Source organism: Citrobacter sp. RHBSTW-00887 (assembly GCF_013728095.1).
GTDB lineage: Bacteria > Pseudomonadota > Gammaproteobacteria > Enterobacterales > Enterobacteriaceae > Citrobacter > Citrobacter braakii.
This window is the reverse complement of record NZ_CP056267.1, coordinates 3,707,904-3,731,783: the sequence shown is the minus strand read 5'-3', so window position 1 is coordinate 3,731,783 and position 23,880 is coordinate 3,707,904. Positions and strand designations below refer to the sequence as shown.

18 protein-coding genes and 7 tRNA genes are annotated in these 23,880 nt (G+C 52.5%); 4 read left to right on the top strand and 21 right to left on the bottom strand.

Translation table 11 applies throughout. From position 1 onward, the window contains the following. Positions 1 to 63 precede the first annotated feature (63 nt). The 12 genes from HV314_RS17920 to nagB all read right to left on the bottom strand — a co-directional run bounded on the left by HV314_RS17920 (position 64) and on the right by nagB (position 7,056). A tRNA-Gln gene (locus HV314_RS17920) sits at positions 64 to 138 on the bottom strand. Positions 139 to 174: 36 nt separating this feature from the next. Continuing rightward, a tRNA-Gln gene (locus tag HV314_RS17915) sits at positions 175 to 249 on the bottom strand. Between the two features lie 43 nt (positions 250 to 292). After that, a tRNA-Met gene (locus HV314_RS17910) sits at positions 293 to 369 on the bottom strand. A gap of 21 nt (positions 370 to 390) precedes the next feature. Continuing rightward, positions 391 to 465 (bottom strand) — tRNA-Gln (locus HV314_RS17905). A gap of 37 nt (positions 466 to 502) precedes the next feature. Beyond that, positions 503 to 577, bottom strand: a tRNA-Gln gene (locus tag HV314_RS17900). Positions 578 to 600: 23 nt separating this feature from the next. Next, positions 601 to 685: transfer RNA gene (locus HV314_RS17895), tRNA-Leu, on the bottom strand. Between the two features lie 8 nt (positions 686 to 693). Then, positions 694 to 770, bottom strand: a tRNA-Met gene (locus HV314_RS17890). A 222-nt stretch (positions 771 to 992) separates the two neighbouring features. Continuing rightward, on the bottom strand, positions 993 to 2,657 hold the full coding sequence (gene asnB, locus HV314_RS17885; protein WP_003835552.1) for an asparagine synthase B: 1,665 nt from the start codon (positions 2,655 to 2,657) through the stop codon (positions 993 to 995). 252 nt (positions 2,658 to 2,909) lie between these two features. After that, complete coding sequence (gene nagD, locus HV314_RS17880; RefSeq protein ID WP_181546343.1) at positions 2,910 to 3,662, bottom strand: ribonucleotide monophosphatase NagD; 753 nt, start codon at positions 3,660 to 3,662, stop codon at positions 2,910 to 2,912. Positions 3,663 to 3,817: 155 nt separating this feature from the next. Beyond that, on the bottom strand, positions 3,818 to 5,038 hold the full coding sequence (gene nagC, locus HV314_RS17875; protein ID WP_016152247.1) for a DNA-binding transcriptional regulator NagC: 1,221 nt from the start codon (positions 5,036 to 5,038) through the stop codon (positions 3,818 to 3,820). Between the two features lie 8 nt (positions 5,039 to 5,046). Continuing rightward, positions 5,047 to 6,195, bottom strand: coding sequence for an N-acetylglucosamine-6-phosphate deacetylase (nagA, locus tag HV314_RS17870; protein WP_046274596.1), 1,149 nt, complete (start codon positions 6,193 to 6,195; stop codon positions 5,047 to 5,049). A 60-nt stretch (positions 6,196 to 6,255) separates the two neighbouring features. After that, on the bottom strand, positions 6,256 to 7,056 hold the full coding sequence (gene nagB, locus HV314_RS17865) for a glucosamine-6-phosphate deaminase (RefSeq protein WP_003022803.1): 801 nt from the start codon (positions 7,054 to 7,056) through the stop codon (positions 6,256 to 6,258). A 342-nt stretch (positions 7,057 to 7,398) separates the two neighbouring features. Between nagB and nagE the strand changes: the two genes are divergently transcribed. Together nagE and glnS are read left to right on the top strand one after the other, a co-directional pair. Then, positions 7,399 to 9,348, top strand: a complete 1,950-nt coding sequence (gene nagE, locus HV314_RS17860; RefSeq protein WP_016152249.1) for a PTS N-acetyl glucosamine transporter subunit IIABC — start codon at positions 7,399 to 7,401, stop codon at positions 9,346 to 9,348. Between the two features lie 187 nt (positions 9,349 to 9,535). Continuing rightward, positions 9,536 to 11,203: a glutamine--tRNA ligase gene (glnS, locus tag HV314_RS17855; protein WP_016152250.1), complete on the top strand. Its 1,668-nt coding sequence runs from the start codon at positions 9,536 to 9,538 to the stop codon at positions 11,201 to 11,203. Between the two features lie 58 nt (positions 11,204 to 11,261). On the opposite strand, the gene HV314_RS17850 is transcribed toward glnS, so the two are convergent. From HV314_RS17850 to HV314_RS17840, 3 genes are read right to left on the bottom strand one after another with little or no spacing between them, the layout of a single operon-like run. Continuing rightward, positions 11,262 to 12,545, bottom strand: coding sequence for an ABC transporter substrate-binding protein (locus tag HV314_RS17850; protein WP_181546342.1), 1,284 nt, complete (start codon positions 12,543 to 12,545; stop codon positions 11,262 to 11,264). Between the two features lie 33 nt (positions 12,546 to 12,578). Then, positions 12,579 to 14,687: an ADP-ribosylglycohydrolase family protein gene (locus HV314_RS17845; protein ID WP_181546340.1), complete on the bottom strand. Its 2,109-nt coding sequence runs from the start codon at positions 14,685 to 14,687 to the stop codon at positions 12,579 to 12,581. Positions 14,688 to 14,721: 34 nt separating this feature from the next. After that, positions 14,722 to 15,723 carry a LacI family DNA-binding transcriptional regulator gene (locus HV314_RS17840; protein ID WP_153690614.1) on the bottom strand — a complete coding sequence of 334 codons (1,002 nt, stop codon included), beginning with the start codon at positions 15,721 to 15,723 and terminating at the stop codon, positions 14,722 to 14,724. A 636-nt stretch (positions 15,724 to 16,359) separates the two neighbouring features. Here HV314_RS17840 and chiP point away from each other — a divergent pair. Next, positions 16,360 to 17,766: a chitoporin ChiP gene (gene chiP / locus HV314_RS17835; RefSeq protein ID WP_016152254.1), complete on the top strand. Its 1,407-nt coding sequence runs from the start codon at positions 16,360 to 16,362 to the stop codon at positions 17,764 to 17,766. 49 nt (positions 17,767 to 17,815) lie between these two features. Further along, the gene (chiQ, locus tag HV314_RS17830) at positions 17,816 to 18,148 is read left to right on the top strand and encodes a ChiQ/YbfN family lipoprotein (RefSeq protein WP_016155980.1); all 333 of its coding nucleotides are present in this window, start codon (positions 17,816 to 17,818) and stop codon (positions 18,146 to 18,148) included. A 51-nt stretch (positions 18,149 to 18,199) separates the two neighbouring features. Here chiQ and HV314_RS17825 read toward each other — a convergent pair whose 3' ends face one another. The 6 genes from HV314_RS17825 to HV314_RS17800 form a co-directional block, all read right to left on the bottom strand. Next, positions 18,200 to 19,495, bottom strand: a complete 1,296-nt coding sequence (locus HV314_RS17825) for an MFS transporter (RefSeq protein WP_016152256.1) — start codon at positions 19,493 to 19,495, stop codon at positions 18,200 to 18,202. A gap of 53 nt (positions 19,496 to 19,548) precedes the next feature. After that, positions 19,549 to 20,688: a tricarballylate utilization 4Fe-4S protein TcuB gene (gene tcuB, locus HV314_RS17820; RefSeq protein WP_047359488.1), complete on the bottom strand. Its 1,140-nt coding sequence runs from the start codon at positions 20,686 to 20,688 to the stop codon at positions 19,549 to 19,551. After that, positions 20,675 to 22,078, bottom strand: coding sequence for an FAD-dependent tricarballylate dehydrogenase TcuA (gene tcuA, locus HV314_RS17815; protein WP_142417702.1), 1,404 nt, complete (start codon positions 22,076 to 22,078; stop codon positions 20,675 to 20,677). The genes tcuB and tcuA overlap by 14 nt, the downstream gene beginning before the upstream one ends. Positions 22,079 to 22,175: 97 nt before the next feature. Next, positions 22,176 to 23,102 (bottom strand): tricarballylate utilization LysR family transcriptional regulator TcuR, encoded by a 927-nt coding sequence (gene tcuR, locus HV314_RS17810; protein ID WP_047501718.1) that lies wholly within the window; start codon positions 23,100 to 23,102, stop codon positions 22,176 to 22,178. 128 nt (positions 23,103 to 23,230) lie between these two features. Next, entirely contained in the window at positions 23,231 to 23,677 is a 447-nt protein-coding gene (gene fur / locus HV314_RS17805) for a ferric iron uptake transcriptional regulator (RefSeq protein WP_003022836.1), read from the bottom strand. Continuing rightward, entirely contained in the window at positions 23,670 to 23,756 is an 87-nt protein-coding gene (locus HV314_RS17800) for a ryhB-regulated fur leader peptide (RefSeq protein WP_049259739.1), read from the bottom strand. The genes fur and HV314_RS17800 overlap by 8 nt, the downstream gene beginning before the upstream one ends. Between the last annotated feature and the right edge of the window lie 124 nt (positions 23,757 to 23,880).

The following is a 23,880-nucleotide window of genomic DNA, read 5'->3' as shown; positions in this document are numbered from 1 at the left end:
GTAGTGCCATCAGATAATAAATGCACAAAAGCAAAAAGCTCGCCGAAGCGAGCTTTTTTAATATGGCTGGGGTACGAGGATTCGAACCTCGGAATGCTGGTATCAGAAACCAGAGCCTTACCGCTTGGCGATACCCCAACGGGTGCATCCACAGAATGGACGGCTTTTTGAAATTGGCTGGGGTACGAGGATTCGAACCTCGGAATGCTGGTATCAGAAACCAGAGCCTTACCGCTTGGCGATACCCCAACAATTTTTTGGATTTACCGAACGAATCGATACGTCCTTAATATGGTGGCTACGACGGGATTCGAACCTGTGACCCCATCATTATGAGTGATGTGCTCTAACCAGCTGAGCTACGTAGCCAGATACTATCATATTCTTCGATGGCTGGGGTACCTGGATTCGAACCAGGGAATGCCGGTATCAAAAACCGGTGCCTTACCGCTTGGCGATACCCCAATGACCGTTGCGGTGAACCGCTACATCGAAGAAAAAATGGCTGGGGTACCTGGATTCGAACCAGGGAATGCCGGTATCAAAAACCGGTGCCTTACCGCTTGGCGATACCCCATCCGTGCAACGCTTACGGGTGAATGGTGCGGGAGGCGAGACTTGAACTCGCACACCTTGCGGCGCCAGAACCTAAATCTGGTGCGTCTACCAATTTCGCCACTCCCGCAAAAAAGATGGTGGCTACGACGGGATTCGAACCTGTGACCCCATCATTATGAGTGATGTGCTCTAACCAGCTGAGCTACGTAGCCATCTTTTTTTCGCGTAACCTTATCGGCGTTGCGGGGCGCATTATGCGTATTGAGCCTTGAAGCGTCAACCCCTTTTTCATTGAAAATAGCTGGAATGTGACTGTTTGGTTAGGTTGCGAACAGCATGACGCAATATTCGGCAATTATTAGTTATTAATTGTTTTTTTGCACAGAAAATAGACATAGAAAAGGGCCCTGCAGGGCCCTTTTCTAAGGATTAACTTATTTATAAGCGGACTGATGTACGCCAACCGCACGACCAGAAGGATCGTTCATGGTTTTAAACGCCTCATCCCATTCGATTGCTTTGGCAGAAGAACAGGCAACAGACGGCCCGCCAGGTACACATTCCGCAGCGCTCGCAACCGGGAACAGCTCTTCGAAAATCTCACGGTACAAATACGCTTCTTTAGAAGATGGCGTGTTGTAAGGGAAACGGAAGCTGGCGGTTTCCAGTTGTTGGTCAGAAACTTGCTCAGCGGCCACCTCTTTCAGGGTATCAATCCAGCTGTAACCGACACCATCGGAGAACTGCTCTTTCTGACGCCATGCAACGCTTGCTGGCAGGTAGGATTCAAAACATTCACGCAGAACATGTTTTTCCATTTTGCCGTTGCCGCACATTTTGTCCTGCGGGTTGATGCGCATCGCCACATCAAGGAATTTCTTATCCAGGAAGGGCACGCGAGCTTCCACTCCCCAGGCCGACATAGCTTTGTTGGCACGGGCACAGTCGAACATATGCAGCGCCTGCAGCTTACGCACGGTCTCTTCGTGCAGCTCTTTTGCATCTGGTGCTTTGTGGAAATAGAGATAGCCGCCAAATACTTCGTCAGAACCTTCGCCCGACAGCACCATTTTAATGCCCATCGCTTTAATTTTACGCGACATTAAGTACATCGGGGTCGAGGCGCGAATCGTCGTAACATCGTAAGTTTCGATGTGATAAATCACGTCGCGGATAGCATCCAAACCTTCCTGCACGGTGAAGTGGATCTCATGGTGTACAGTACCCAGATGGTTCGCCACCTCTTGCGCGGCTTTCAGGTCCGGGGCGCCTTCCAGGCCTACGGCGAAGGAGTGCAACTGCGGCCACCAGGCTTCGCTACGCTCCTGATCTTCAACACGACGCGCGGCGTATTTTTTGGTGATTGCGGAAATGACGGATGAATCCAGACCGCCGGACAGCAATACACCATAAGGAACATCTGACATCAGGTGGCTTTTCACTGCATCTTCCAGTGCCTGACGCAACTCGTTTTTATCGGTAACGTTGTCTTTTACCGCATCGTATTCAAACCAGTCGCGCTGATAGTACTGACGAATTTCGCCGTCTTTACTCCATAAATAGCTACCGGCCGGGAATTCTTTGATCGTGCGACACACGGGAACCAGAGCTTTCATTTCAGACGCAACGTAGAAGTTACCGTGCTCGTCGTAACCCATATACAGCGGGATGATCCCGATATGATCGCGACCGATCAGATAAGCGTCCTGCTCGCTGTCGTACAGAGCAAAAGCAAACATGCCTTGCAGGTCATCCAGAAACTCTGGGCCTTTTTCCTGATACAGAGCAAGGATAACTTCGCAGTCGGAACCGGTCTGGAACTGATAGCGATCGCCGTATTCAGCGCGCAGCGCCTGATGGTTATAAATTTCACCGTTAACCGCCAGGATATGCGTTTTCTTCACGTTGTACAGCGGCTGAGCACCGGCGTTGACGTCGACGATGGACAGACGTTCGTGCGCCAGAATGGCGTTATCACTGGCGTAAATACCCGACCAGTCCGGGCCGCGATGGCGCATCAGACGAGACAATTCCAGGGCTTTTTTACGCAGTTCAACTGCGTCAGTTTTAATATCGAATACGCCAAAAATAGAACACATAACCTTCTCCGTTAACCTGTTGCGTGATGCTTTTTATGTTTGCTTGATAAAGAAAATGCCGCAAAGCTGGAGAGGGCGCAAGTGAATTACGGGTCAGAAAATAAAAAACGCAATGGTCATTGCGGATTGGTGAAAAAAGATTACGGAATAGACGGGTTTATTAATGAATCGATAATTTTATGGCGGTTTTATTAAATGGAAGGATTTCTTCTGGCCGGATATGACGCGGGGGCGTCTTATCCGGCTTACGCATCAAATCACATCAATTTCCGCAACGGACGGGTAAATCCAGCTTGGTCTGAACGGCATGCGGTCAATGTCGTCGAGCGTCGAAACGCCAGACAATACCAGGATGGTTTCGAGACCCGCCTGGAAGCCCGCCAGAATATCGGTACGCAGGTTGTCGCCAACGATAACGGTCTCTTCCGAATGCGCCTGCATTTTGTTGAGCGCCGCGCGAATAATCCACGGGCTGGGTTTGCCCACATAAAACGGCTTGCGGCCAGAGATTTTTTCGATACCGGCGCACAGCGCACCACAGGCGGGATAAAAGCCGCGTCCGTGAGTATCCGGGTTTGTGGCGATGAAACGCGCGCCGTTGGCCACAAAATATGCTGCTTTATGCATCATGTCCCAGTTATAGGATCGCGTCTCGCCAACAATCACAAAATCGGGGTTCACGTCAGTAATAGTAAACCCTGCTTTATACAGCTCGTGAATTAACGCACCTTCACCTACCACGTAGGCCTTTTTCCCTTCCTGGCGGCGAAGAAAATCAGCGGTAGCCATGGCGGAAGTATAAAAGACGCTATCAGGGACATTCACACCCGCGGTGGCGAAGCGGTTTGCCAAATCCTGCCCGGTCTGTGAAGGATAGTTAGTCAGCAAAACTAACGGCAGGCCTTTTTCCAGGATCCCAGTCAGAAATTCTGCCGCACCCGGTACGGCAACATTGTCGTGCATCAGCACGCCGTCGATATCACAAATTACATTCTTAATGGCCATGGACAATCCGACATCAAAAAAAGAAGGCATTACTATACACAAAATACACTAAATCATTCGAGTTGCATCAAGGTGGCAAGTCTGAGAACCCCGGGAGCTTACTGAAGTAAGTGACTGGGGTGAGCAGATGCAGCTCACGCAGAGGCTGCTTGGTATTAGCTTTCCAGCAAACGTTGCAGCAATGTACCGTTGAGCATCGCACGCTTCACCAGCGCAAAGGCGCCAATGGCTGAACGGTGATCCAGCGTGGAACGAACCACCGGTAAATTGTGGCGAAACGCTTTCAACGCCTGCGTGTTGATACAGCTTTCTATAGCAGGCAGCAGCACTTTATCAGCCTCGGTAATCTCGCCCGCAATGACGATTTTTTGTGGGTTAAACAGGTTGATGGCGATGGCGATGGTTTTACCCAGGTGACGACCAACGTGCTCAATGACTTCTGATGCCAGGTTATCGCCTTTATTAGCCGCCTTACAGATGGCTTTAATGCCGCAATCATCCAGCGTGAGTCGGCTTGGATAACCCTGTTTCAATAAGTTCTGCACGCGGTGTTCAATAGAGGCATTGGCGGCAATTGTTTCCAGACAGCCGAAATTACCGCAGTGACAGCGTTCACCCAGCGGCTCTACCTGAATATGGCCAATCTCACCCACGTTGCCATTGCGACCAATAAAAATTCGGCCATTGGAGATGATTCCCGCTCCGGTTCCGCGGTGAACACGCACCAAAATGGAGTCTTCGCAATCCTGGCTTGCCCCGAAATAGTGCTCGGCCAGCGCCAGACTGCGAATATCGTGACCGACAAAGCAGGTGACCTTAAAGCGTTTTTCGAGTGCTTCGACCAGCCCCCAGTTTTCGACCTGAATGTGCGGCATATAGCGGATGACGCCGCTTTCAGGATCAACAAGGCCTGGCAGAATGACGGAAATCGCAACCAGCTCGCGGATTTTCCGCTGGCAGTTCTCAATAAAGGTGGCAATGGTGTTGAGCAGCGCATACTCGAGCGTTTCCTGGGTGCGCTCCGGGAGGGGATAATGCTCTTCAGCGACCACTTTACTGCTCATATCATAGAGCGTGAGCGTAGTATCGTGGCGGCCCAGGCGTACGCCAATCGCGTGGAAATTGCGGGTTTCGGTGACGATAGAGATAGCGCGGCGGCCCCCGGTGGAGGCCTGCTGATCGACTTCTTTGATTAGCCCGCGTTCAATCAGTTGACGCGTAATTTTCGTTACGCTGGCGGGGGCAAGCTGGCTTTGCTCGGCAATTTGAATTCGCGAGATTGGCCCATGCTGGTCAATCAGGCGATAAACCGCCGCGCTGTTAAGCTGTTTTACGAGATCAACATTACCTATTTGAGCTTGTCCGCCTGGTGTCATTCTTTCTCTTACTCAGTAACGACCTCGTTGCCATTAACGATGGTCTTGATAATTTTAAAGTCGTGCGTGAACGCAGTCAGGTTGGCTACTTTGCCTGGCGCGATGCTGCCGAGTTGTTTGTCGACGCCAATGGCGCGAGCAGGGTAGAGCGTTGCCATACGTAAGACTTCGTCGAGAGCGATATTCGCATGTTCGACCAGATTGCGTACGCCTTCAATCATGGTTAATGATGAGCCGCTCAGTGTACCGTTCTCATCAACGCACAATCCATTACGGTAGTATATTGTTTTACCAGCGAAAATGAACTGTTCAATGTTTGCACCTGCTGGTGCGGTTGCGTCGGTGACCAGGCACAGCTTGTCGCCTTTCAGGCGTTTGGCATTACGAATGTTAACGTAATCAACGTGGAGGCCATCAGCGATGATACCGCAGTAGATATCGGCTTCATCAAGAATAGCGCCCGCCAGACCAGGTTCGCGACCGGTAATGTAAGGCATCGCGTTGAACAGATGTGTCGCAAAGGTGATGCCTGCGCGGAACCCGATTTTTGCTTCTTTTACCGTTGCATTTGAGTGACCCGCAGAAACCACAATACCCGCATTCACCAGTTTGGTAATGACCTCTACCGGGACCATTTCTGGCGCCAGCGTTACTTTGGTGATCACATCGGCATTATTGCACAGGAAATCAACCAGCGCAGCGTCCGGTTGACGGACAAATCCCGGATTATGGGTGCCTTTTTTCACCAGATTCAGCCACGGACCTTCCAGATGAAGCCCTAGTGCCTGATTCGGGTGTTTCGCCAGGTATTCACGCATGACGCGAACGCCTTGTTTCATCAGGTCATCGCTGGTGGTGATAAGCGTTGGCAGGTAGCTGGTGCAGCCAGATTTTTCATTGGCTTTCTGCATGATTTCCAGCGTTTCAACGGTCACGGCTTCTGCCGTATCGTTAAATTGTACGCCGCCGCAGCCGTTTAGCTGTACATCGATAAAACCGGGGGAAACAATGGCCCCATTCAGTGAGCGCTGTTCAATTCCTGACGGTAACTCAGTCAGTGGGCAAACGCTGTCAATCAGGCCATTGGCGACAACAATCGCATGGTCATCAAGAATTTCGTGACCGGTAAAAATCCGGCCCTGGGTTAAAGCATACATTCCGACCCCCGATTTCAAAAAATGCCGCCCTGCAACTTATCGACAGGGCGGAGACATCAATTACAGACCTTTAATATTTTCCGCTTCTAACTCGTTAAAGTATTTCAGCGTCTTCACTTTCAGTTCCATGGTGGAAGGCTCATCGCAGACCACAACGGCTTTCGGATGCAGCTGCAGACAGCTGATGGTCCACATATGGTTAACGTTGCCTTCAACGGCGGCTTGCAGCGCCTGCGCTTTCTGGTGGCCCAGTACCAGGATCATCACTTCTTCGGCATCCAGCAGGGTGCCCACGCCAACGGTCAGCGCATATTTAGGCACCTGGCTGACGTCGCCGTCAAAGAAGCGTGAGTTCGCAACACGCGTGTCGTGAGTCAGCGTTTTGATGCGGGTACGGGAAGCCAAAGAAGAGGCTGGTTCGTTGAACGCGATGTGACCATCGTTGCCTACGCCGCCCATAAACAGGTGGATTTTACCGTAAGAACGGATTTTCTCTTCATACTGACGGCATTCTGCATCAATATCCGGTGCGTTACCATTGAGGAGGTTGATGTTTTCTGCTGGAATATCAACGTGATCAAAGAAGTTGCGATGCATGAAGCTATGGTAGCTTTCCGGATGCTCTTTCGGCAGGCCAACATATTCGTCCATATTGAACGTTACAACATGCTTGAAGCTTACCTGGCCCGCTTTGTGCATTTCAACCAATGCTTTGTAGGCTGTCAGCGGAGTACCGCCAGTCGGCAGGCCCAAAACGAACGGACGATCAGCCGTTGGTTTGAACGCGTTAATACGGTTAACGATATGGCGAGCAGCCCATTTGCCGACTTGTTCAGCGGTATTCAGGGGGATCAGTCTCATTCTTCACCTCAAAAGTAAATGTAAGCAATTGGCGGATTGAGTCTCTGTGCAGTATTAAGCGTAACCTGGTTTTGCATCGGTAAGGATCAATCCGTTTCGATTTTTTGAATGATAAAATAAGTTTTCGTAGTTAGCCAGTGGAAGGGAGGGTTAATAACGATATTTGGTGACTGGAATCACAAAAAACACGCATTTAATTTGCGATACGAATTAAATTTTCACACACTCTGAATGTAGATGAATGGTTAATATTGTTGTTCCAGAATCTTGCTGTCAGGAATGGTCGCACAATAAAAATATGGCTTCAAAGAAGCCTAATCGGGGTCTCGTAGGGGGAATAAAATGAATATTTTAGGTTTTTTCCAGCGGCTGGGTAGGGCGTTACAGCTCCCCATCGCTGTGCTGCCAGTCGCGGCACTGCTGCTGCGATTCGGCCAACCAGATTTACTTAACGTACCCTTCATCGCGCAAGCGGGTGGGGCCATCTTTGATAACCTGGCGTTAATTTTCGCTATCGGTGTGGCTTCCAGCTGGTCAAAAGACAGCGCGGGTGCTGCAGCGCTGGCGGGTGCGGTTGGTTATTTCATATTGACCAAAGCAATGGTTACCATTAACCCGGCCATCAACATGGGCGTGCTGGCAGGTATCATCACTGGTCTGGTCGGCGGTGCAGTGTATAACCGTTGGTCTGGTATCAAATTACCTGACTTCCTGAGCTTCTTTGGCGGCAAACGCTTCGTGCCGATCGCCACTGGCTTCTTCTGTCTGGTGCTGGCTGCTATCTTCGGCTACGTGTGGCCGCCGGTGCAGAACGCCATCCATGCGGGAGGTGAGTGGATCGTAGGCGCTGGCGCGTTGGGTTCCGGTATCTTTGGTTTTATCAACCGTCTGCTGATCCCAACCGGTCTGCATCAGGTGCTGAACACCATCGCCTGGTTCCAGATTGGTGAATTCACTAACGCTGCAGGTACCGTATTCCACGGTGACATCAACCGCTTCTACGCGGGTGACGGCACTGCGGGTATGTTCATGTCTGGCTTCTTCCCGATCATGATGTTTGGTCTGCCGGGTGCGGCGCTGGCAATGTACTTCGCCGCTCCGAAAGCACGTCGTCCGATGGTTGGCGGTATGCTGTTGTCCGTTGCGATCACCGCGTTCCTGACCGGTGTTACCGAGCCGCTGGAATTCCTGTTCATGTTCCTGGCGCCATTGCTGTACCTCCTGCACGCACTGTTAACGGGTATCAGCCTGTTCGTTGCAACACTGCTGGGGATCCACGCGGGCTTCTCCTTCTCCGCAGGTGCTATCGACTACGTGTTGATGTACAACCTGCCGGCGGCGAGTCAGAACGTCTGGATGCTGGTCGTGATGGGCCTGGTGTTCTTCGTCATTTACTTTGTGTTGTTCAGCGCGGTTATTCGTATGTTTAACCTGAAAACGCCGGGCCGTGAAGATAAAGAAGACGATATCGTTACTGAAGAAGCGAACAGCAACACTGAAGAAGGTCTGGCTCAACTGGCAACCAACTACATTGCAGCAGTTGGCGGTACCGATAACCTGAAAGCGATTGATGCCTGTATCACTCGTCTGCGTCTGACCGTTGCCGACTCCGGTCGCGTAAATGATGCGATGTGTAAACGTTTAGGCGCATCTGGAGTGGTTAAGCTGAACAAGCAAACTATCCAGGTCATCGTGGGTGCGAAGGCCGAATCTATCGGCGACGAAATGAAGAAAGTTGTCGCGCGTGGCCCGGTGGCTGCAGCGTCTGGTGAAAGTGCGCCAGCAGCAGCGGCTCCGGTTGCTAAACCGCAAGCTGTAGCGAACGCTGTAACCGTTGAAACTTTAGTTTCTCCGATTACCGGTGACGTGGTTGCGCTGGAGCAGGTGCCTGATGAAGCCTTCGCCAGCAAAGCTGTAGGCGACGGCGTGGCGGTGAAGCCAACGGATAAAATCGTGGTTGCTCCGGCTGCCGGCACCATCGTGAAAATCTTCAACACTAACCATGCGTTCTGCCTGGAAACCGTTAAAGGCGCGGAAATCGTGGTCCACATGGGCATCGATACAGTAGCGCTGGAAGGTAAAGGCTTTAAGCGTCTGGTTGAAGAAGGTGCGGAAGTGACTGCAGGTCAACCGATTCTGGAAATGGATCTGGAGTTCCTGAACGCCAACGCACGTTCCATGATTAGCCCGGTTGTGTGCAGCAACAGCGATGATTTCGGTGCTCTGGTCATTAAAGCCGAAGGTCATGTGGTTGCTGGTCAAACACCACTGTATGAGATTAAAGGTAAATAACTGCTCCTGAGTAAAGTGAGTTAAGTACCTTGAGCGGCGGGGGATATTCCTCCGCCGCTTTTTTTTGCAGCAAATACCCTCATATATCCTGTTGAAACACCTTTTTTGTGCAACTAATAGTTGTCTCCTGACGTCGCTTATAAGATCATGTTCCGTTATACGTTGTTTACGCTTTGAGGAATCCACGATGAGTGAGGCTGAAGCCCGCCCGAGTAACTTTATTCGTCAGATCATCGATGAAGATCTGGCCAGTGGTAAGCACACCACTATCCATACACGTTTTCCGCCGGAGCCAAATGGCTATCTGCACATTGGCCACGCGAAATCCATTTGTCTGAACTTTGGCATTGCGCAAGATTACCAGGGCCAGTGCAACCTGCGTTTTGATGATACGAACCCGGTTAAAGAAGATATCGAGTACGTTGAGTCGATTAAAAACGACGTTGAATGGTTAGGTTTCCACTGGACTGGCGATATTCGCTACTCTTCGGATTACTTCGATCAGCTTCACGCCTATGCGGTAGAGCTTATTAATAAAGGCCTGGCGTACGTTGATGAACTGTCAGCGGAGGAGATCCGCGAATACCGCGGCACTCTGACGCAGCCAGGTAAAAACAGCCCGTTCCGCGATCGTAGCGTCGAAGAGAACCTGGCACTGTTCGAAAAAATGCGTACTGGTGGTTTTGAAGAAGGTAAAGCCTGCCTGCGCGCGAAAATCGATATGGCTTCGCCGTTTATCGTGATGCGTGATCCGGTGCTGTACCGTATTAAGTTCGCCGAACACCACCAGACCGGCAACAAGTGGTGCATCTACCCGATGTACGATTTTACCCACTGCATCAGCGATGCGCTGGAAGGCATTACGCATTCACTGTGTACGCTGGAGTTCCAGGATAACCGTCGTTTGTACGACTGGGTGCTGGACAACATCACCATTCCGGTTCACCCGCGCCAGTACGAATTCTCGCGCCTGAATCTGGAATACACCGTGATGTCCAAACGCAAGCTGAACCTGCTGGTGACCGACAAGCACGTTGAAGGCTGGGACGATCCGCGTATGCCGACGATTTCTGGCCTGCGCCGCCGTGGTTATACTGCTGCCGCTATTCGTGAGTTCTGCAAACGCATTGGCGTGACCAAGCAGGATAACACCATTGAGATCGCTTCTCTGGAGTCCTGCATTCGCGAAGATCTGAACGAAAACGCCCCGCGCGCGATGGCAGTTATCGATCCGGTGAAACTGGTTATCGAAAACTACCCGCAGGGCGAAAGCGAGCTGGTTACCATGCCTAACCATCCGAACAAACCGGAAATGGGCAGCCGTGAAGTGCCGTTTAGCGGTGAAATTTGGATCGATCGCGCAGACTTCCGCGAAGAAGCGAACAAGCAGTACAAGCGTCTGGTGATGGGCAAAGAAGTACGTCTGCGCAATGCTTACGTGATCAAGGCTGAACGTGTGGAGAAAGATGCAGAAGGGAATATCACCACCATTTTCTGCACCTACGATGCCGACACCCTGAGCAAAGATCCGGCTGATGGTCGTAAAGTAAAAGGTGTTATTCACTGGGTGAGCGCGTCCCATGCGCTGCCGATTGAAATCCGTTTGTACGATCGTCTGTTTAGCGTGCCAAACCCAGGTGCGGCGGAAGACTTCCTGTCCGTTATCAACCCGGAATCGCTGGTCATTAAGCAGGGCTACGGTGAGCCGTCACTGCAGGCTGCGATTGCAGGTAAAGCGTTCCAGTTTGAGCGTGAAGGCTATTTCTGCCTGGACAGCCGCTATGCAACGGCTGACAAGCTGGTATTTAACCGCACTGTAGGTCTGCGCGATACGTGGGCTAAAGTCGGCGAGTAATTCCTGCCACACTGCCTCAAACGCCGCCAACGCGACGTTTGAGGCGGATTTTTCTGTTTTACTTATGCTGCATTAACGCCTGAACCCGCTGCTGGCTGCGTTCCAGCACCACCGATGTCTCCTGCTTACCCACCGTCGCCTGATTGACCATTTCACTGAGGATCATGGAGCCGGTAATATCCCCCATCCGCGTAAAGTTCTTCTCGCCGACCGATCCAAAGACCTGCATATTCGGGTACTGGGCAATCAGCTGTTCAGGGAGAGTTCCAAAGACTTTGACGGCAGGGTTGTCCTTCCAGCTGACGTTTTGCGCGGCGGCCTTCGTCACCGGCAGCATCGCCCCCGGCGACATCAATACCCAGTCAGCCGCGTTCTGCGCCTGTCCCATAAAGCTGACAAATTTTTCGGCGGCTTTCGTCTCTGCCTCAGTCTGACCGGTCGTGAGCGTTAATGATGTGATAACGCCAAATACGGCAGGTGATTTTTCGCTCGGCACGACAAAGCCTAAATCCGCCAGTGAACCATCCTGATAAATCGCTGGCAGGATGTAGGTCGAATAGACCGCCATCGGCGCGGTGCCGTTCATAAAGGCGTCTTTGATCTCTGTTACGTTGTTCGAGCCAGGCATGGTATAGCGGGCCAGTTCGCGATAATAGTTCAGCGAGGCCTGCATTTCCGCTGAGTTAACCGTGATGTCGCCGTTTGCGTTGAACACATTGGCACCGTTTGAAAGTGCGAACTGGGAGAAGGTTTGTTCGCTCATGACGCTTTCAGCCGTCGGCAGCGCGATGCCATATTTTTTACTGGCGCTGTCGGTCAGCCTGCGTGCCGCTTCCAGCAGCTGCGTCCAGTTTTTGGGTTCGTCGATTCCCGCTTTAGCCAGTACCGATTTCCGATACCAGACTCCCTGCAGCCAGGCGCTGATCGGCACGCCGGTATAGGCTGTTCCGTCTTCGGTTCGAACAATGCGCAGCACGCCGTCGTAGAAGGCGCTTTCACCTTGCCTGTCGATCAGCGTTTTCACCGCTTTGTGGTCGATAAGCTGCTCTTTATCCATGACTTTGGCATAGTCATGGCTGACCTCGACGACCTCCGGCAGTGACCCTGAGCGGGCGAGGGTAATGATTTTAGTATTATAGGCATCCTCTTCTACGGGAACCTGCTTCACAATAATATCCGGATTCTCTTGCTGAAAGCGGTTAATGATCCCAGCAATGACAGTCTGGCGCTCCTGCTCAACGGCGGAGTGCATAAATTCGATGCTCACCTGCTGCGGTTTATCCTCACAGCCTGAAAGCAAAACGGCGGTCATCAGCGCCAGCATTGTTTTTGATATGTTCATTTTTAATCCCTTGTTGTCGTCCATTTCCGTTGATTAACAACTGGCGCTGATATGGATAGCGTCCGTCGACAGCGCACCCGCACAAATCAGTAAACCGATCCCGCCATCCATCAAGGCTTCGCGTTCAGCGTCCTCCACGCGCAGCGTTTTACCGTCAACGGTCGCGGAGATAATCTGCCCGTTGACGCTGATATCGAACGACACAGGGCGCTCGTACACGTCGGACAACGCCGCTTCTGCCAGAACTTTGGTACTGGTGTCGCGCACGCGGACGATCTGTAATTTTCCGTCGCGCAGGATGCGTGCGGCGTAATAGCGCCTCATCCCCTGCACCCGAAAAGCCAGACCGCCGTACTCCCCTGAATGCAGCGTAATGTCACTCTGAACGCGGTAGTTATCCCACTGCCGCGTTCCGTGAATAATCAATCCCTCGTCGTACTCTTTGGAGATGCGAAAGCTGGTGGGATAGTGGCGTGAAAAGAGATCCACGCCGTTTACCCAGGCTCGCCACCAAAAATTAGTTTCCCCTGTGGGTTTACGCAGGGTCAGCTCAGGTGCGCCGTCCCAGCGCATACTGTCGATGAGCAGGCGACCGCGGGCAACGCGGGCATCGGTGCTGATTGTTACGCCAATCTCGCCGATCGGTTGGCCCTGGCAGTCCGGGAGATCCAACGCCAGCGTTAGCGATTCACCCGGGGCTATACTCTGCGCGTCGCCGTACTGGGGCGTCAGCTGATTGTTGTCATCATAAACCCGGTAGCAGAGCCGCACGTTTAACGCGGCGGTGTTATCCGGCGGGGCTATCAGGGTGGCCTGAAGACGCTGGCCTGGGTAGATAAGTGGGGTAGCCATTAAATCGTAGCTGCGCATTTCCACGATTTCAGGCGGGGTAAAGGTTTGCGTGGTCACGCTGGCGTGAAGTCCGGGCGCAAGATGGCGATAGTGCAGACTCAACATTTGCCGCCCCAGGTGCGCCTCATTCTTAACATCAACCGCGGCCGCATTTTCTTCATTAAGCCAGCGGAAACCCTGCACGCTGCCCGGTAGTGAGAAATGGTACTGCGCGCCGGATTTTTTGGCTTCAGGGCGCGGCAGACCGGCAATCTGGTGTCCCAGCCCGACCAGGTAATCGGTGATCCGCACGGCGTTGTTTATGGAGAACCCCCCGTCGGCTGAGGAGATCAGCATTCTGTCCGCCAGCGGCCCGCGCCAGTCCGGGCCTGCGTCAATACCCTGGAGTCCCAGCATAATGCCGGACAGACAGCCGACATTCCCCGCATTGCAGTCAGTGTCCCATCCTGACGTATTGACAATGCACTGGGCCTGCTGGAAGTCGTCCGGCGCGTAAAGGAGCGCCATAATCATCAGCGCATGATTAGGGATGATGTGACAATTGCTGGGATATTTGTGATAGCCATAGTTGTTGTCGATTCGCTGGCGGGTCGTCTGCCAGTCGTTATCTTCCCGTCGCCAGCGACGGATATCGCCAACCAGCTGGGCTATTTGCGACTCTGCCGGGATCACGGATAGTCCAACGTCAATAAGCTGTTCGATCTCCTGGCAAATAAAGGCCTGTGATTCCATCGCCGCCCAGAGCATAGCGGCATACACCGCTTCACCGTCATGGCTCACGCTGGCGGCATTTTTGGCAAGTTCTGCCGCCAGACGGGGTTGTCCCGGTGCGACAAGCGCCCAGCTATCAATAAAGATTTGTGCGCCAATCTGTTCGGCAATCGTTTTCCCGTTGGTCGCAATGGCTCCGCTTAGCGGAGCCGGAATGCCTTTTTTGAGATTCAGCCAGGCGGTGTGTTCCGTCGAATTACCGTTGCCGCCCCACCAGAGAATGGTGCGCTTATCAATGATGTAATTAAGCCAGCAGTGACCCATCTGTTCCGCGCTCAGATCCGGCGGCAGGGCATAATCTTCCAGTGCGCGGATAAAGGTAAAGGTTCCGGCGACATCATCGTCGGTGACAACCAGCGGACGGTTAAATTTTTCGTGGACGTAATACTGAATCGGCCCCAGCTCCTGCATAATTTTTTCGTAGGTCCACCCTTCGAAAGGGCGGCCAAGGTAGACGCCGATTAGCTTCCCCAATACCCCTGCATAAACGCGCGACTCATAATCTGAAGGCAATTCCATCTGTTTGATCCTTGTGTGGTGTTTTATCAGCCGTTCAGGCGGATTCTCTTTTTACCAGGCCCCAGGGCATTTCTGTGGTGCTGCCCTGGAGCGGCGCGGTGATATCAGTTTGCGCCAGGAGGAGGGCGGCCGCTTTTTGCCCAAGCTGCTCCGGGTACTGGGCGATAGTGGTCAGGGAAGGGGTCACCAGCCCGGCGGCGGGAATATCATCGAAACCCATCACCGCAAGCTGCTCCGGGATCGTGATGCCTTTCTCCCTTGCGGCACGCATCACGCCGATAGCCATTAAATCGTTGGCGGCGAAAATCGCATCCGGGAGCGTACCGTCATTAATCAGCTGCATCGCGATCTGATAGCCGCTCTGTTCGTTAAAACCTGGCAGAATTTTGATGCGCGGAAGGCGGCCGGCCTGGGTCATCGCCTGGCGATATCCTTCCACTCTGGCAGGCTCAGGACCGCCAGCGCTGGCGATCATCGTGATATTTCGGTGCCCCTGTGCCAGCAGATATTCGACGGCACTGCGCGCGGCAGCGGCGTTGTCGATATAAACATTATGCAGCGGTAGCGGGCCGTTTTTTTTCATTCTGGCTTCAATTCGTGCAATCGGGATCCCTGCCTGAAGATACGGGGCAAAATCTTTCATCCCGACGTTAAAAAATGTCCCCACCACGGCGTCGACCCGCCCCTGCGCTGACCAGCGCAAAAAATGCAGCTCTCTTTCCCGTAATCCATCGGTGCTGGCCACGATCGCATCGTAGTGATACCTATCCGTCACCGATTGAACACCACGGACGAGCGAGGCATAAAAAGGGTTGGCGATATCCGGCACGATGCAGGCGATCGACATGGTTTTATTGGTTTTCAGCGCTTGTGCAAAACGGTTCGGTATATATCCCAGCTGATTAGCCGCTTGCTCAACCCGGCTCACTGTCTCCTGTGGATAGGTGTGATTTCCTTTGGTGAGTACCACGGATACCACCGCCTGTGAAACGCCAGCCAGGGCCGCAACGTCTTTCTGCGTGATGCGTTTTGTCATTTATTTATCAACTTATACGTATAACCTGCATCTTTGAATAATGGGACACCCGGTAGCTGTCAATAAAAACCTTATAAAGTGAGTGTATTTGTGTGGAAAATCCGAGGACGGTCACATCAACGATGGAGAGTGAATTCAGGAGTTCAAACGTTCTGTTTGCAGAGCGAATTAATGACGCTCGAGAATTAATTTGTTTTGCGAATGCAAAGACAATTATTAGGGGTGGAATTATATATATAATAATAAAATTGAAGATATCTATATGTATATAAAGTGTTTTTTCTTGTTTTTGTGACTTTTTTTACTCCCAAAGCAAAATGTAACAGAAAACAAGAAAATATGTGCGGTTGCTCATACTATTACATACTCGTTACAGAAAGAGATTGATAATTCGCGTCGCGAAAAATAGTCTATTCATTGTAGTCACTGAGGTTTTCTCAGCGCTACTTTTTTAATTTTTGTTTTTTCGCTGTCCGCTTTTGTCGGCAGCATTTTATACCCAATGGATTTCGAGTTGCATCAAGGCGGAGACGCAGCGCGTGCGCTGTCCCCGAAGGGGCGAGGCCAAAGGCCGAGTAAAGCCAACACCGATGCAGCTTGAAAAACGAAGGGTTATACGTCAAAGAGGATTAACATATGCGTACGTTTAGTGGCAAACGTAGTACGCTGGCGCTGGCTATCGCCGGTATCACAGCAATGTCGGGTTTCGTTGTCGCTCCCCAGGTACACGCCGAAGGGTTTATTGATGACTCAACCTTAACCGGCGGCATCTATTACTGGCAGCGTGAGCGTGACCGTAAAGATGTGACCGATCACGACAAATACAAAACCAACCTTTCTCACTCCACCTGGAACGCTAACCTCGACTTCCAGTCCGGTTATGCGGCTGATATGTTTGGTATTGATATCGCAGCATTTACCGCTATTGAAATGAACGAAAGTAGCGAAAGCGGCCATCCAAACGAAATTGCATTCTCGTCAAAAAATAAAGGCTATGATGAAGATTACTCCGGCGATAAGAGCGGAATTAGCCTTTATAAAGCAGCAGCCAAATTTAAATTCGGCCCAACCTGGGCGCGCGCCGGTTACATTCAACCAACCGGACAGACTCTGTTGGCTCCGCACTGGAGCTTTATGCCAGGTACCTATCAGGGTGCTGAAGCCGGAGCCAACTTCGACTATGGTGATGCTGGTGCACTGAGCTTCTCCTATATGTGGGCCAACGAATATAAAGCACCATGGCACACTGAAGTCGATAAATTCTATCAGGCTGATAAAAAGACCAGCGTAGATTATCTGCACTCAATCGGCGCGAAATATGACTTCAAAAATAACCTGTTGCTGGAAGCCGCATTTGGTCAGTCTGAAGGCTACGTCGATCAGTACTTTGCAAAAGCCAGCTATAAATTCGATTTAGGCGGTAACCCGTTTACCACCAGCTACCAGTTCTACGGCGCGCGCGACAAAGTTGATGATCGCACCGTGAACGATATTTATGACGGTACGGCCTGGCTGCAGGCGCTGACCTTTGGCTACAAAGTGGCGGAAGTGGTTGACCTGCGTCTGGAAGGGACCTGGGTTAAAGCGGACGGGCAGCAGGGGTACTTCCTGCAGCGTATGACCCCGACCTACGCCTCATCAAACGGTCGCCTGGATATCTGGTGGGATAACCGTTCCGACTTCAACGCCAACGGCGAAAAGGCTGTCTTCTTCGGCGCAATGTATGACCTGAAGAACTGGAATTTGCCGGGCTGGGCAGTGGGCGCGTCCTACGTTTACGCATGGGATGCCAAGCCATCAACCTGGCAGATCAATCCGGATGCGTACTACGACAAAAACCGGACTATCGAAGAATCTTCTTACAGCCTGGATGCGGTCTATACCCTGCAAGAGGGGCGTGCGAAGGGCACCATGTTTAAACTGCACTTCACCCAGTACGACAACCATTCAGACATTCCGAGCTGGGGCGGTGGTTACGGCAACATCTTCCAGGATGAGCGCGACGTGAAATTCATCGTTATTGCTCCGTTCACCATCTTCTAATGCCAACAGCGGCAGGCCGGGCGCCTGCCGCATCGTTGAGGAAAGTGCTATGAAAAAACTGATACTCATCGCTGTTATGGCATCCGGGCTGGTGGCTTGCGCGCAATCCCCGGCACCAAAAGAAGACAGTCGTCTGAAAGAAGCCTACAGCGCGTGCATTACTACCGCGCAAGGATCGCCGGAGAAAATCGAAGCCTGCCAAAGTGTGTTGAATGTGCTGAAGAAAGAAAAGCAGCATCAGCAGTTTGCCAATGAAGAAAGCGTACGCGTACTGGATTATCAGCAATGCATCCAGGCTACGCGCACGGGTAATGGTCAGTCCGTTAATGCTGATTGCGACAAGGTCTGGCAGGAAATTCGTAGCAAGAATACTGCGCAGTAAATTGAAAAATGAAACAGACAACGGGCGGAGAGTTTTCCGCCCGTTTGCATTTCAGGGTTTATATTCCACCGGTTGATAACTCCGACTCAGCCGGACAAACAGCATTGCCGTGGCGGCGAGCCCGCAAAGTGCCGCACACATCAGCCACCACCCCGGTGAGCTTTTATCCCCGGTTAGCTGGACCAGCGCTGTGGATATGACTGGCGTAAGGCCGCCAAAAATCGCCGTGGCAAGACTGAATGCCAGTGAAAAACCCACCGTACGCACATAGACAGGCATCACCTCGGTGAGTGCAGCGACCATTGCCCCGTTGTACATACCAAAAAAGAACGAGAACCAAAGCAGGACCAGCGTCATGCGCGTGAAATCTGGCGCGGCGGTGAGCCAGTGCATAACCGGCCAGGTGGTGATCAGTGCAAGGATGGTAATCCCCATCAACACCGGACGACGACCAATTCGGTCAGAAATCGCCCCGCCAATCGGCAGCCAGATAAAATTAGAAATACCGACCAGCATGGTGACGATCAGGCTGTCGCGAGCGCTCAGGTGAAGTACAGCTCTACCATAGGTCGGTGTGTAGACGGTAATAAAGTAGAACGTCGTTGTGGTCATCGCCACCAGCAGCGTACCCGCAGCGATGAGACGCCAGTTTTTGATGATGGTAGTAAAAATTTCCCTGGTGTCGGGACGGTGCGTACGTTGTAAAAAGGCGTCTGTTTCCTGAAGCGAGCGGCGGAGCACGAAGATCAAAGGAATAATCATGCAGCCAATAAAGAATGGAATACGCCAGCCCCATTCAGAGATCTCATCGTGTCCCAGGGTGGCGTTCAGGCCGTAACCAATCAGAGCCGCCACCACAATGGCGACCTGTTGACTGGCGGACTGCCAGCTGGTGTAGAAGCCTTTATTGCCAGGGGTGGCGATTTCAGAAAGATAAACCGAGACGCCGCCCAGTTCCACCCCTGCAGAAAAGCCCTGTAATAATCGGCCGAGTAATACCAGGACAGGGGCCAGCAGACCAATACTGTGATAACCGGGTACCAGGGCAATCAGTAGGGTACCGCAGCCCATAATCGCTAGCGTCACCATCAGTCCTTTACGGCGACCAATTCTGTCGATATAAGCACCCAGCACAATTGCGCCAACAGGCCGCATTAAGAAACCTGAACCAAACACGGCGAAAGTTAACATTAGCCCGGCAAATTCACTCTCTGCAGGAAAGAAGGTCTTTGCGATATAGGTGGCGTAAAAACCGAACAGAAAAAAGTCAAACTGTTCGAGGAAATTACCGCTGGTTACCCGCAGTATTGCGCCGAAAGTTCCGGCGCGCGATGGTTGTTGTGTCATTGGGTTTGCTCCACTGTCTTATCATAATATTTATAGAGGTAAGAGTTTGCGGGTTAGTCGCCTGCGACCCCCGCCTGTTTGCCGCGCCGTTTCTCAATCGCCCACTTGAGTAAGGCTGCGCAGCGGTAAAATCCGTGGGCAAATTTTCCATAAGGAATGGTCAGAAAGAGCGCCATGACCACGCCGAGGTGAATGGCGAGCCAAATAGCCATCCAGGAGGTGTCTCTTCCCGCCAGCAGCGCTAAACCTGTCAGACTGGTCAGGAGCAGCAGCAAAATAAAACCGCGATCCATCGGTTTTTGCCGAGCGTCGCCATGCAGCGGTGAGCGCTTAAAATTGAGCCATAGTAAGCCAGCTGGGCCGACAACCAGGCCAATGCCGCCCAACGTGCCCAGCATTACCGGAACGCTGAAGAACGGATAGGGCGCTTCTATACCTGCAAAGTAGTGATAGCCCGTTGCCACCACGGTGGCGGCAAAGCAGAGCATAAAACCGTAGAAGGTGAAGTGATGGAAACGGCGGCGCATCAGGGTGAAGGCATCATCTGCTTCGTTACAACCTTTGCCATGCCCACCATCGAGATACTTCAGCGTCAGCGCATTGTGTGAGGCTTCAGCAATTTCGGCGGAACGCGGCACACCCGGAGAGATTTCGCGCCAGAAGCGCAGAACGCCCGCCATCAGCAGACCTATCGCCAGAATAAATACCGAACCAAACATCCATGCGAGCAGGTTATGCGGGAAAATCTGATAAAAATCCCCGGCTAACGGAGGATGGAATAACGAGCCCTTTAAACTCATGGCGAGGAGTAAAAACAGGATCAGACCGAAAACCAGCGCCAGCGTCACAGTGATGCCTGCGCGACGATAAAGCGCGCCAAAGGCGGCGGGTTGCGCGTAGTGCTGATAGGTTTCGAGCCGCACTTCCGCCATCGCCTTCGGTACGTTGATGGCAAATTCATGAGGTGGGGCATACTGACACGCGTGCAGGCAGGCGCCGCAGTTATGGCACAAGTTAGCCAGATAATTGATATCCGCTTTACCGAATTCCAGGCGCTGAGTCATTGCCGGGAACACGGCGCAAAAACCTTCACAATAGCGGCAGGCGTTACAGACCTGCATCACACGTTCAACTTCTGCTTCCGGCTCGGTGATAATTTGTGCTTCGATGATCAGTTTCTCAAGCTGCTTCATGACGTGCCTCCTTTCGTGCTGCCAGCGCGGCTTCTTTTCCGGCAATGCGGCCAAAGGTTGTCCCGATCGACATGCCCACGCCAGCGGTGTAACCCTTGCCCAACACGTTGCCCGCCATCATCTCTCCGGCGACGAACAGGTTGCGGCTTGGCTGCCCGGCAAAGTGTACGGCAGCGCGTTCGTTCACTTTTAACCCAAGATAGGTGAAGGTGATCCCTGGTCGCAGGGCATAGCCGTAGTAAGGTGGCTGGTCCAGCGGTCGCGCCCAGTGTGTTTTCGCGGGGGATAACTTCTTCGTCGCGCAGTTGTCCAGGACGGTATGGTCGAACTGACCTGGCTGGCAGGCGTTGTTGTACGCCGTCACGGTGTGGGTAAAGCGTTCGGCATCCAGCCCCAACTGATGCGCCAACTCCGCCAGCGTATTCGCCTGTGCGCCGGGGAATACCGGTGGCATAAAGTGGCCGATGGCTTTACTGTCGATAATGGAATAGCCAATCTGTCCTGGCTGTTGGGCGACCAGGCGTCCCCAGATGGCGTAGCGTTTGGGCCAGAAATCTTCGCCTTCATCATAAAAACGTTCTGCGTCACGGTTGACTACTATGCCGAGTGAAACGCAGTCCACGCGGGTGCAAATTCCGCCGTCATATAATGGCGCTCTGGCATCAATGGCGACGCAGTGTGACTGGGAGGGTTCGCCGATGATGTCCGCCCCAGCATCCATCATAAATTTAAGCAGTACGCCCTGATTAAAGCGCGTGCCGCGAATCAGGAAGTTATCCGCAGGCCACTCGCCGCGGGCGTTCTCTCCCCAGGCTTCGCGCAGCCATTCGCGGTTTGACTCAAATCCGCCTGCGGCAAGCACGCAGGACTTAGCGGTTATGCGCTCTTCGCCTGCCAGCGCTGCCACAAACTCACCGTTATGCAGTTCAAGCGCCTGCACCGGTGTGTTATAGCGGATTTGCACGCCTAACTTTTCTGCGCTGCGATAATAGGCATTCACGAGGGCTTTCCCGCCCCCCATAAAAAAGGCGTTGGTTCGCGCTACGTGTAAAGCACCGGAGAGAGGAGGTTGAAAATTAACGCCGTGTTGGCGCATCCAGTCGCGGCATTGTGAAGAGGTGCGGATCACCAGACGCGCCAGGGCTTCGTTAGTATTTCCCTCGGTGACGCGCCGCAGATCCTGCCAGAACTCCTCTTCAGGATAGCTTTCCACCAGTACATCCTGCGGCGCGTCATGCATACAGCGCAGATTACGCGTGTGTTGAGAATTTCCCCCGCGCCATTCCCGTGGAGCCGCTTCGAGAAGGAGTACCGAAGCTCCTTGCTCCCGGGCGGTTAGGGCAGCACATAACGCGGCATTGCCACCGCCAATCACCAGAACATCAACCATCGTATACTCCATTACCATTTAACTAATTGTTAAATTTGTAATTGAAATGTATACGCACAGCTTGTGCGGGCGCTATGACGAAGTGCTAAAGAGGGCTTTAGTTATTGTAAAGAATGGCGCCTGGCCAGCTTCCTGCTTCCACCAGTTGATGCATCACTTTCGTTAGCACCACGCGGGCGGCGAGGCCCGCGGGGGTTAGCTCATCGTCCGAGAGGCTGACCAGAAAGTTGGGGCGACTCAGTATTGGATTATGGACGCCGATCACTCTTAGCGTCTCTTTATCGAGATGGGAAATCGCCGCGCCGGGCTGGAGAGTAGCGCCGATTCCACTGCGAACGGCGCGCATTAGCAGCGCCAGACCATCAATTTCTGTGGCGATCTCAATGCGCAGCGCGTGTTCCTGACAAATTGCTTCCAGCCTGCCGCGCAGACCGTGGCCTGGGCTGGGCATTATCAATGGGATACTTGCCAACTGGGCTGGCGCAATATTGTCATCGGCAATATCGGCCAGTAAGGCATGAGTCCCAATCAAAAACAGGCGCTCTTCGAGAATCGGTCTGGCGCTCCAGCGCAGGAGCTTTTCTTTTTGAAATACCACGGCCAGATCAATCTGGCGGGTATTAATCATCCGTTCCAGGTTGCCAGAGAGGCTTTCCACCACATGCAGGCGGACATCACTATAGCTTTCCCGCATGGCGTTAATAAAAGGCATGCCGAGAACGGAAGCGGTACTGGGGGCCATACCGACGCTGACGTGCCCGGAAAGCCGGGACTCTCGCGCGGCGAGGATTGCATCGTCTGCGTGGCGGAGCGCCAGCTGCGCCTGGGAGTAAAAAGCCAGTCCGGCGCTGGTGGGCGTCACGCCACGCGAGGTGCGCTGCAGCAGGCGAATAGCGAGTTCGTTTTCCAGGCGGGACATTTGCTGGCTGAGTGCCGAAACCCCAATATTGAGATCGAGCGCCGCGCTACCCATGCTGCCGGTTTCTACAATGCGAACAAAATAGCGTAGCTGGCGAAGTTCCATTTCGACTCTCCGGGAAGGGACTATTGATTTTACATTAAAGCAACACAGGAGTGGAGGGAAGGGGAAAAGGGGTGATAACGCCCATAAAAAAAGCCAACCGAATGGTTGGCTTTTCAGAAAGCATCACATTATTTACCGTCGTGAGCATGCTCATCTTCGCGGCAATCGCCTTCGGCGCAGTGACCGTAAAGATAGAGGCTATGGTTGGTTAAACGAATACCATGTTTAGCCGCAATCTCACGCTGGCGCGCCTCGATGGAATCATCGCTGAACTCGACCACTTTGCCGCAGTCGAGGCAGATGAGGTGATCGTGATGATGCTGTTGAGTCAGTTCGAAGACGGATTTACCACCTTCAAAATTATGGCGGGTCACGATACCGGCATCATCAAACTGGTTCAGCACGCGATACACGGTCGCCAGACCAATTTCTTCACCCATATCGATCAGACGTTTGTATAAGTCTTCCGCACTGACGTGATGGTTATCCGGTTCCTGAAGAACTTCCAGAATTTTTAAACGAGGAAGCGTTACTTTCAGGCCAGCCTTCTTTAATGCGGTATTGTTGTCAGTCATGCGGAATCTGTCCTGTAGCTAAACGATTCACTTCATTAACAGAAGTGACAGAAATTGCACTTGAGATAATGCGATTCATTATAGAACTGCCATGGCTAAATGAAAACTGCAAGTCTCTGGCATATATTGTTAATCAAAACGTGGTATCGCCGACAAACACACTGTGCAATACCCGATTGGCATCCGGCCATTGTACAGGGTCA

Bases quoted from the DNA above. Each gene is read 5' to 3' on its own strand.
- asnB (WP_003835552.1), bottom strand. From the start codon at position 2,657: ATGTGTTCTATTTTTGGCGTATTCGATATTAAAACTGACGCAGTTGAA.
- nagD (WP_181546343.1), bottom strand. From the start codon at position 3,662: ATGGCCATTAAGAATGTAATTTGTGATATCGACGGCGTGCTGATGCAC.
- nagC (WP_016152247.1), bottom strand. From the start codon at position 5,038: ATGACACCAGGCGGACAAGCTCAAATAGGTAATGTTGATCTCGTAAAA.
- nagA (WP_046274596.1), bottom strand. From the start codon at position 6,195: ATGTATGCTTTAACCCAGGGCCGGATTTTTACCGGTCACGAAATTCTT.
- nagB (WP_003022803.1), bottom strand. From the start codon at position 7,056: ATGAGACTGATCCCCCTGAATACCGCTGAACAAGTCGGCAAATGGGCT.
- nagE (WP_016152249.1), top strand. From the start codon at position 7,399: ATGAATATTTTAGGTTTTTTCCAGCGGCTGGGTAGGGCGTTACAGCTC.
- glnS (WP_016152250.1), top strand. From the start codon at position 9,536: ATGAGTGAGGCTGAAGCCCGCCCGAGTAACTTTATTCGTCAGATCATC.
- HV314_RS17850 (WP_181546342.1), bottom strand. From the start codon at position 12,545: ATGAACATATCAAAAACAATGCTGGCGCTGATGACCGCCGTTTTGCTT.
- HV314_RS17845 (WP_181546340.1), bottom strand. From the start codon at position 14,687: ATGGAATTGCCTTCAGATTATGAGTCGCGCGTTTATGCAGGGGTATTG.
- HV314_RS17840 (WP_153690614.1), bottom strand. From the start codon at position 15,723: ATGACAAAACGCATCACGCAGAAAGACGTTGCGGCCCTGGCTGGCGTT.
- chiP (WP_016152254.1), top strand. From the start codon at position 16,360: ATGCGTACGTTTAGTGGCAAACGTAGTACGCTGGCGCTGGCTATCGCC.
- chiQ (WP_016155980.1), top strand. From the start codon at position 17,816: ATGAAAAAACTGATACTCATCGCTGTTATGGCATCCGGGCTGGTGGCT.
- HV314_RS17825 (WP_016152256.1), bottom strand. From the start codon at position 19,495: ATGACACAACAACCATCGCGCGCCGGAACTTTCGGCGCAATACTGCGG.
- tcuB (WP_047359488.1), bottom strand. From the start codon at position 20,688: ATGAAGCAGCTTGAGAAACTGATCATCGAAGCACAAATTATCACCGAG.
- tcuA (WP_142417702.1), bottom strand. From the start codon at position 22,078: ATGGTTGATGTTCTGGTGATTGGCGGTGGCAATGCCGCGTTATGTGCT.
- tcuR (WP_047501718.1), bottom strand. From the start codon at position 23,102: ATGGAACTTCGCCAGCTACGCTATTTTGTTCGCATTGTAGAAACCGGC.
- fur (WP_003022836.1), bottom strand. From the start codon at position 23,677: ATGACTGACAACAATACCGCATTAAAGAAGGCTGGCCTGAAAGTAACG.
- HV314_RS17800 (WP_049259739.1), bottom strand. From the start codon at position 23,756: ATGAATCGCATTATCTCAAGTGCAATTTCTGTCACTTCTGTTAATGAA.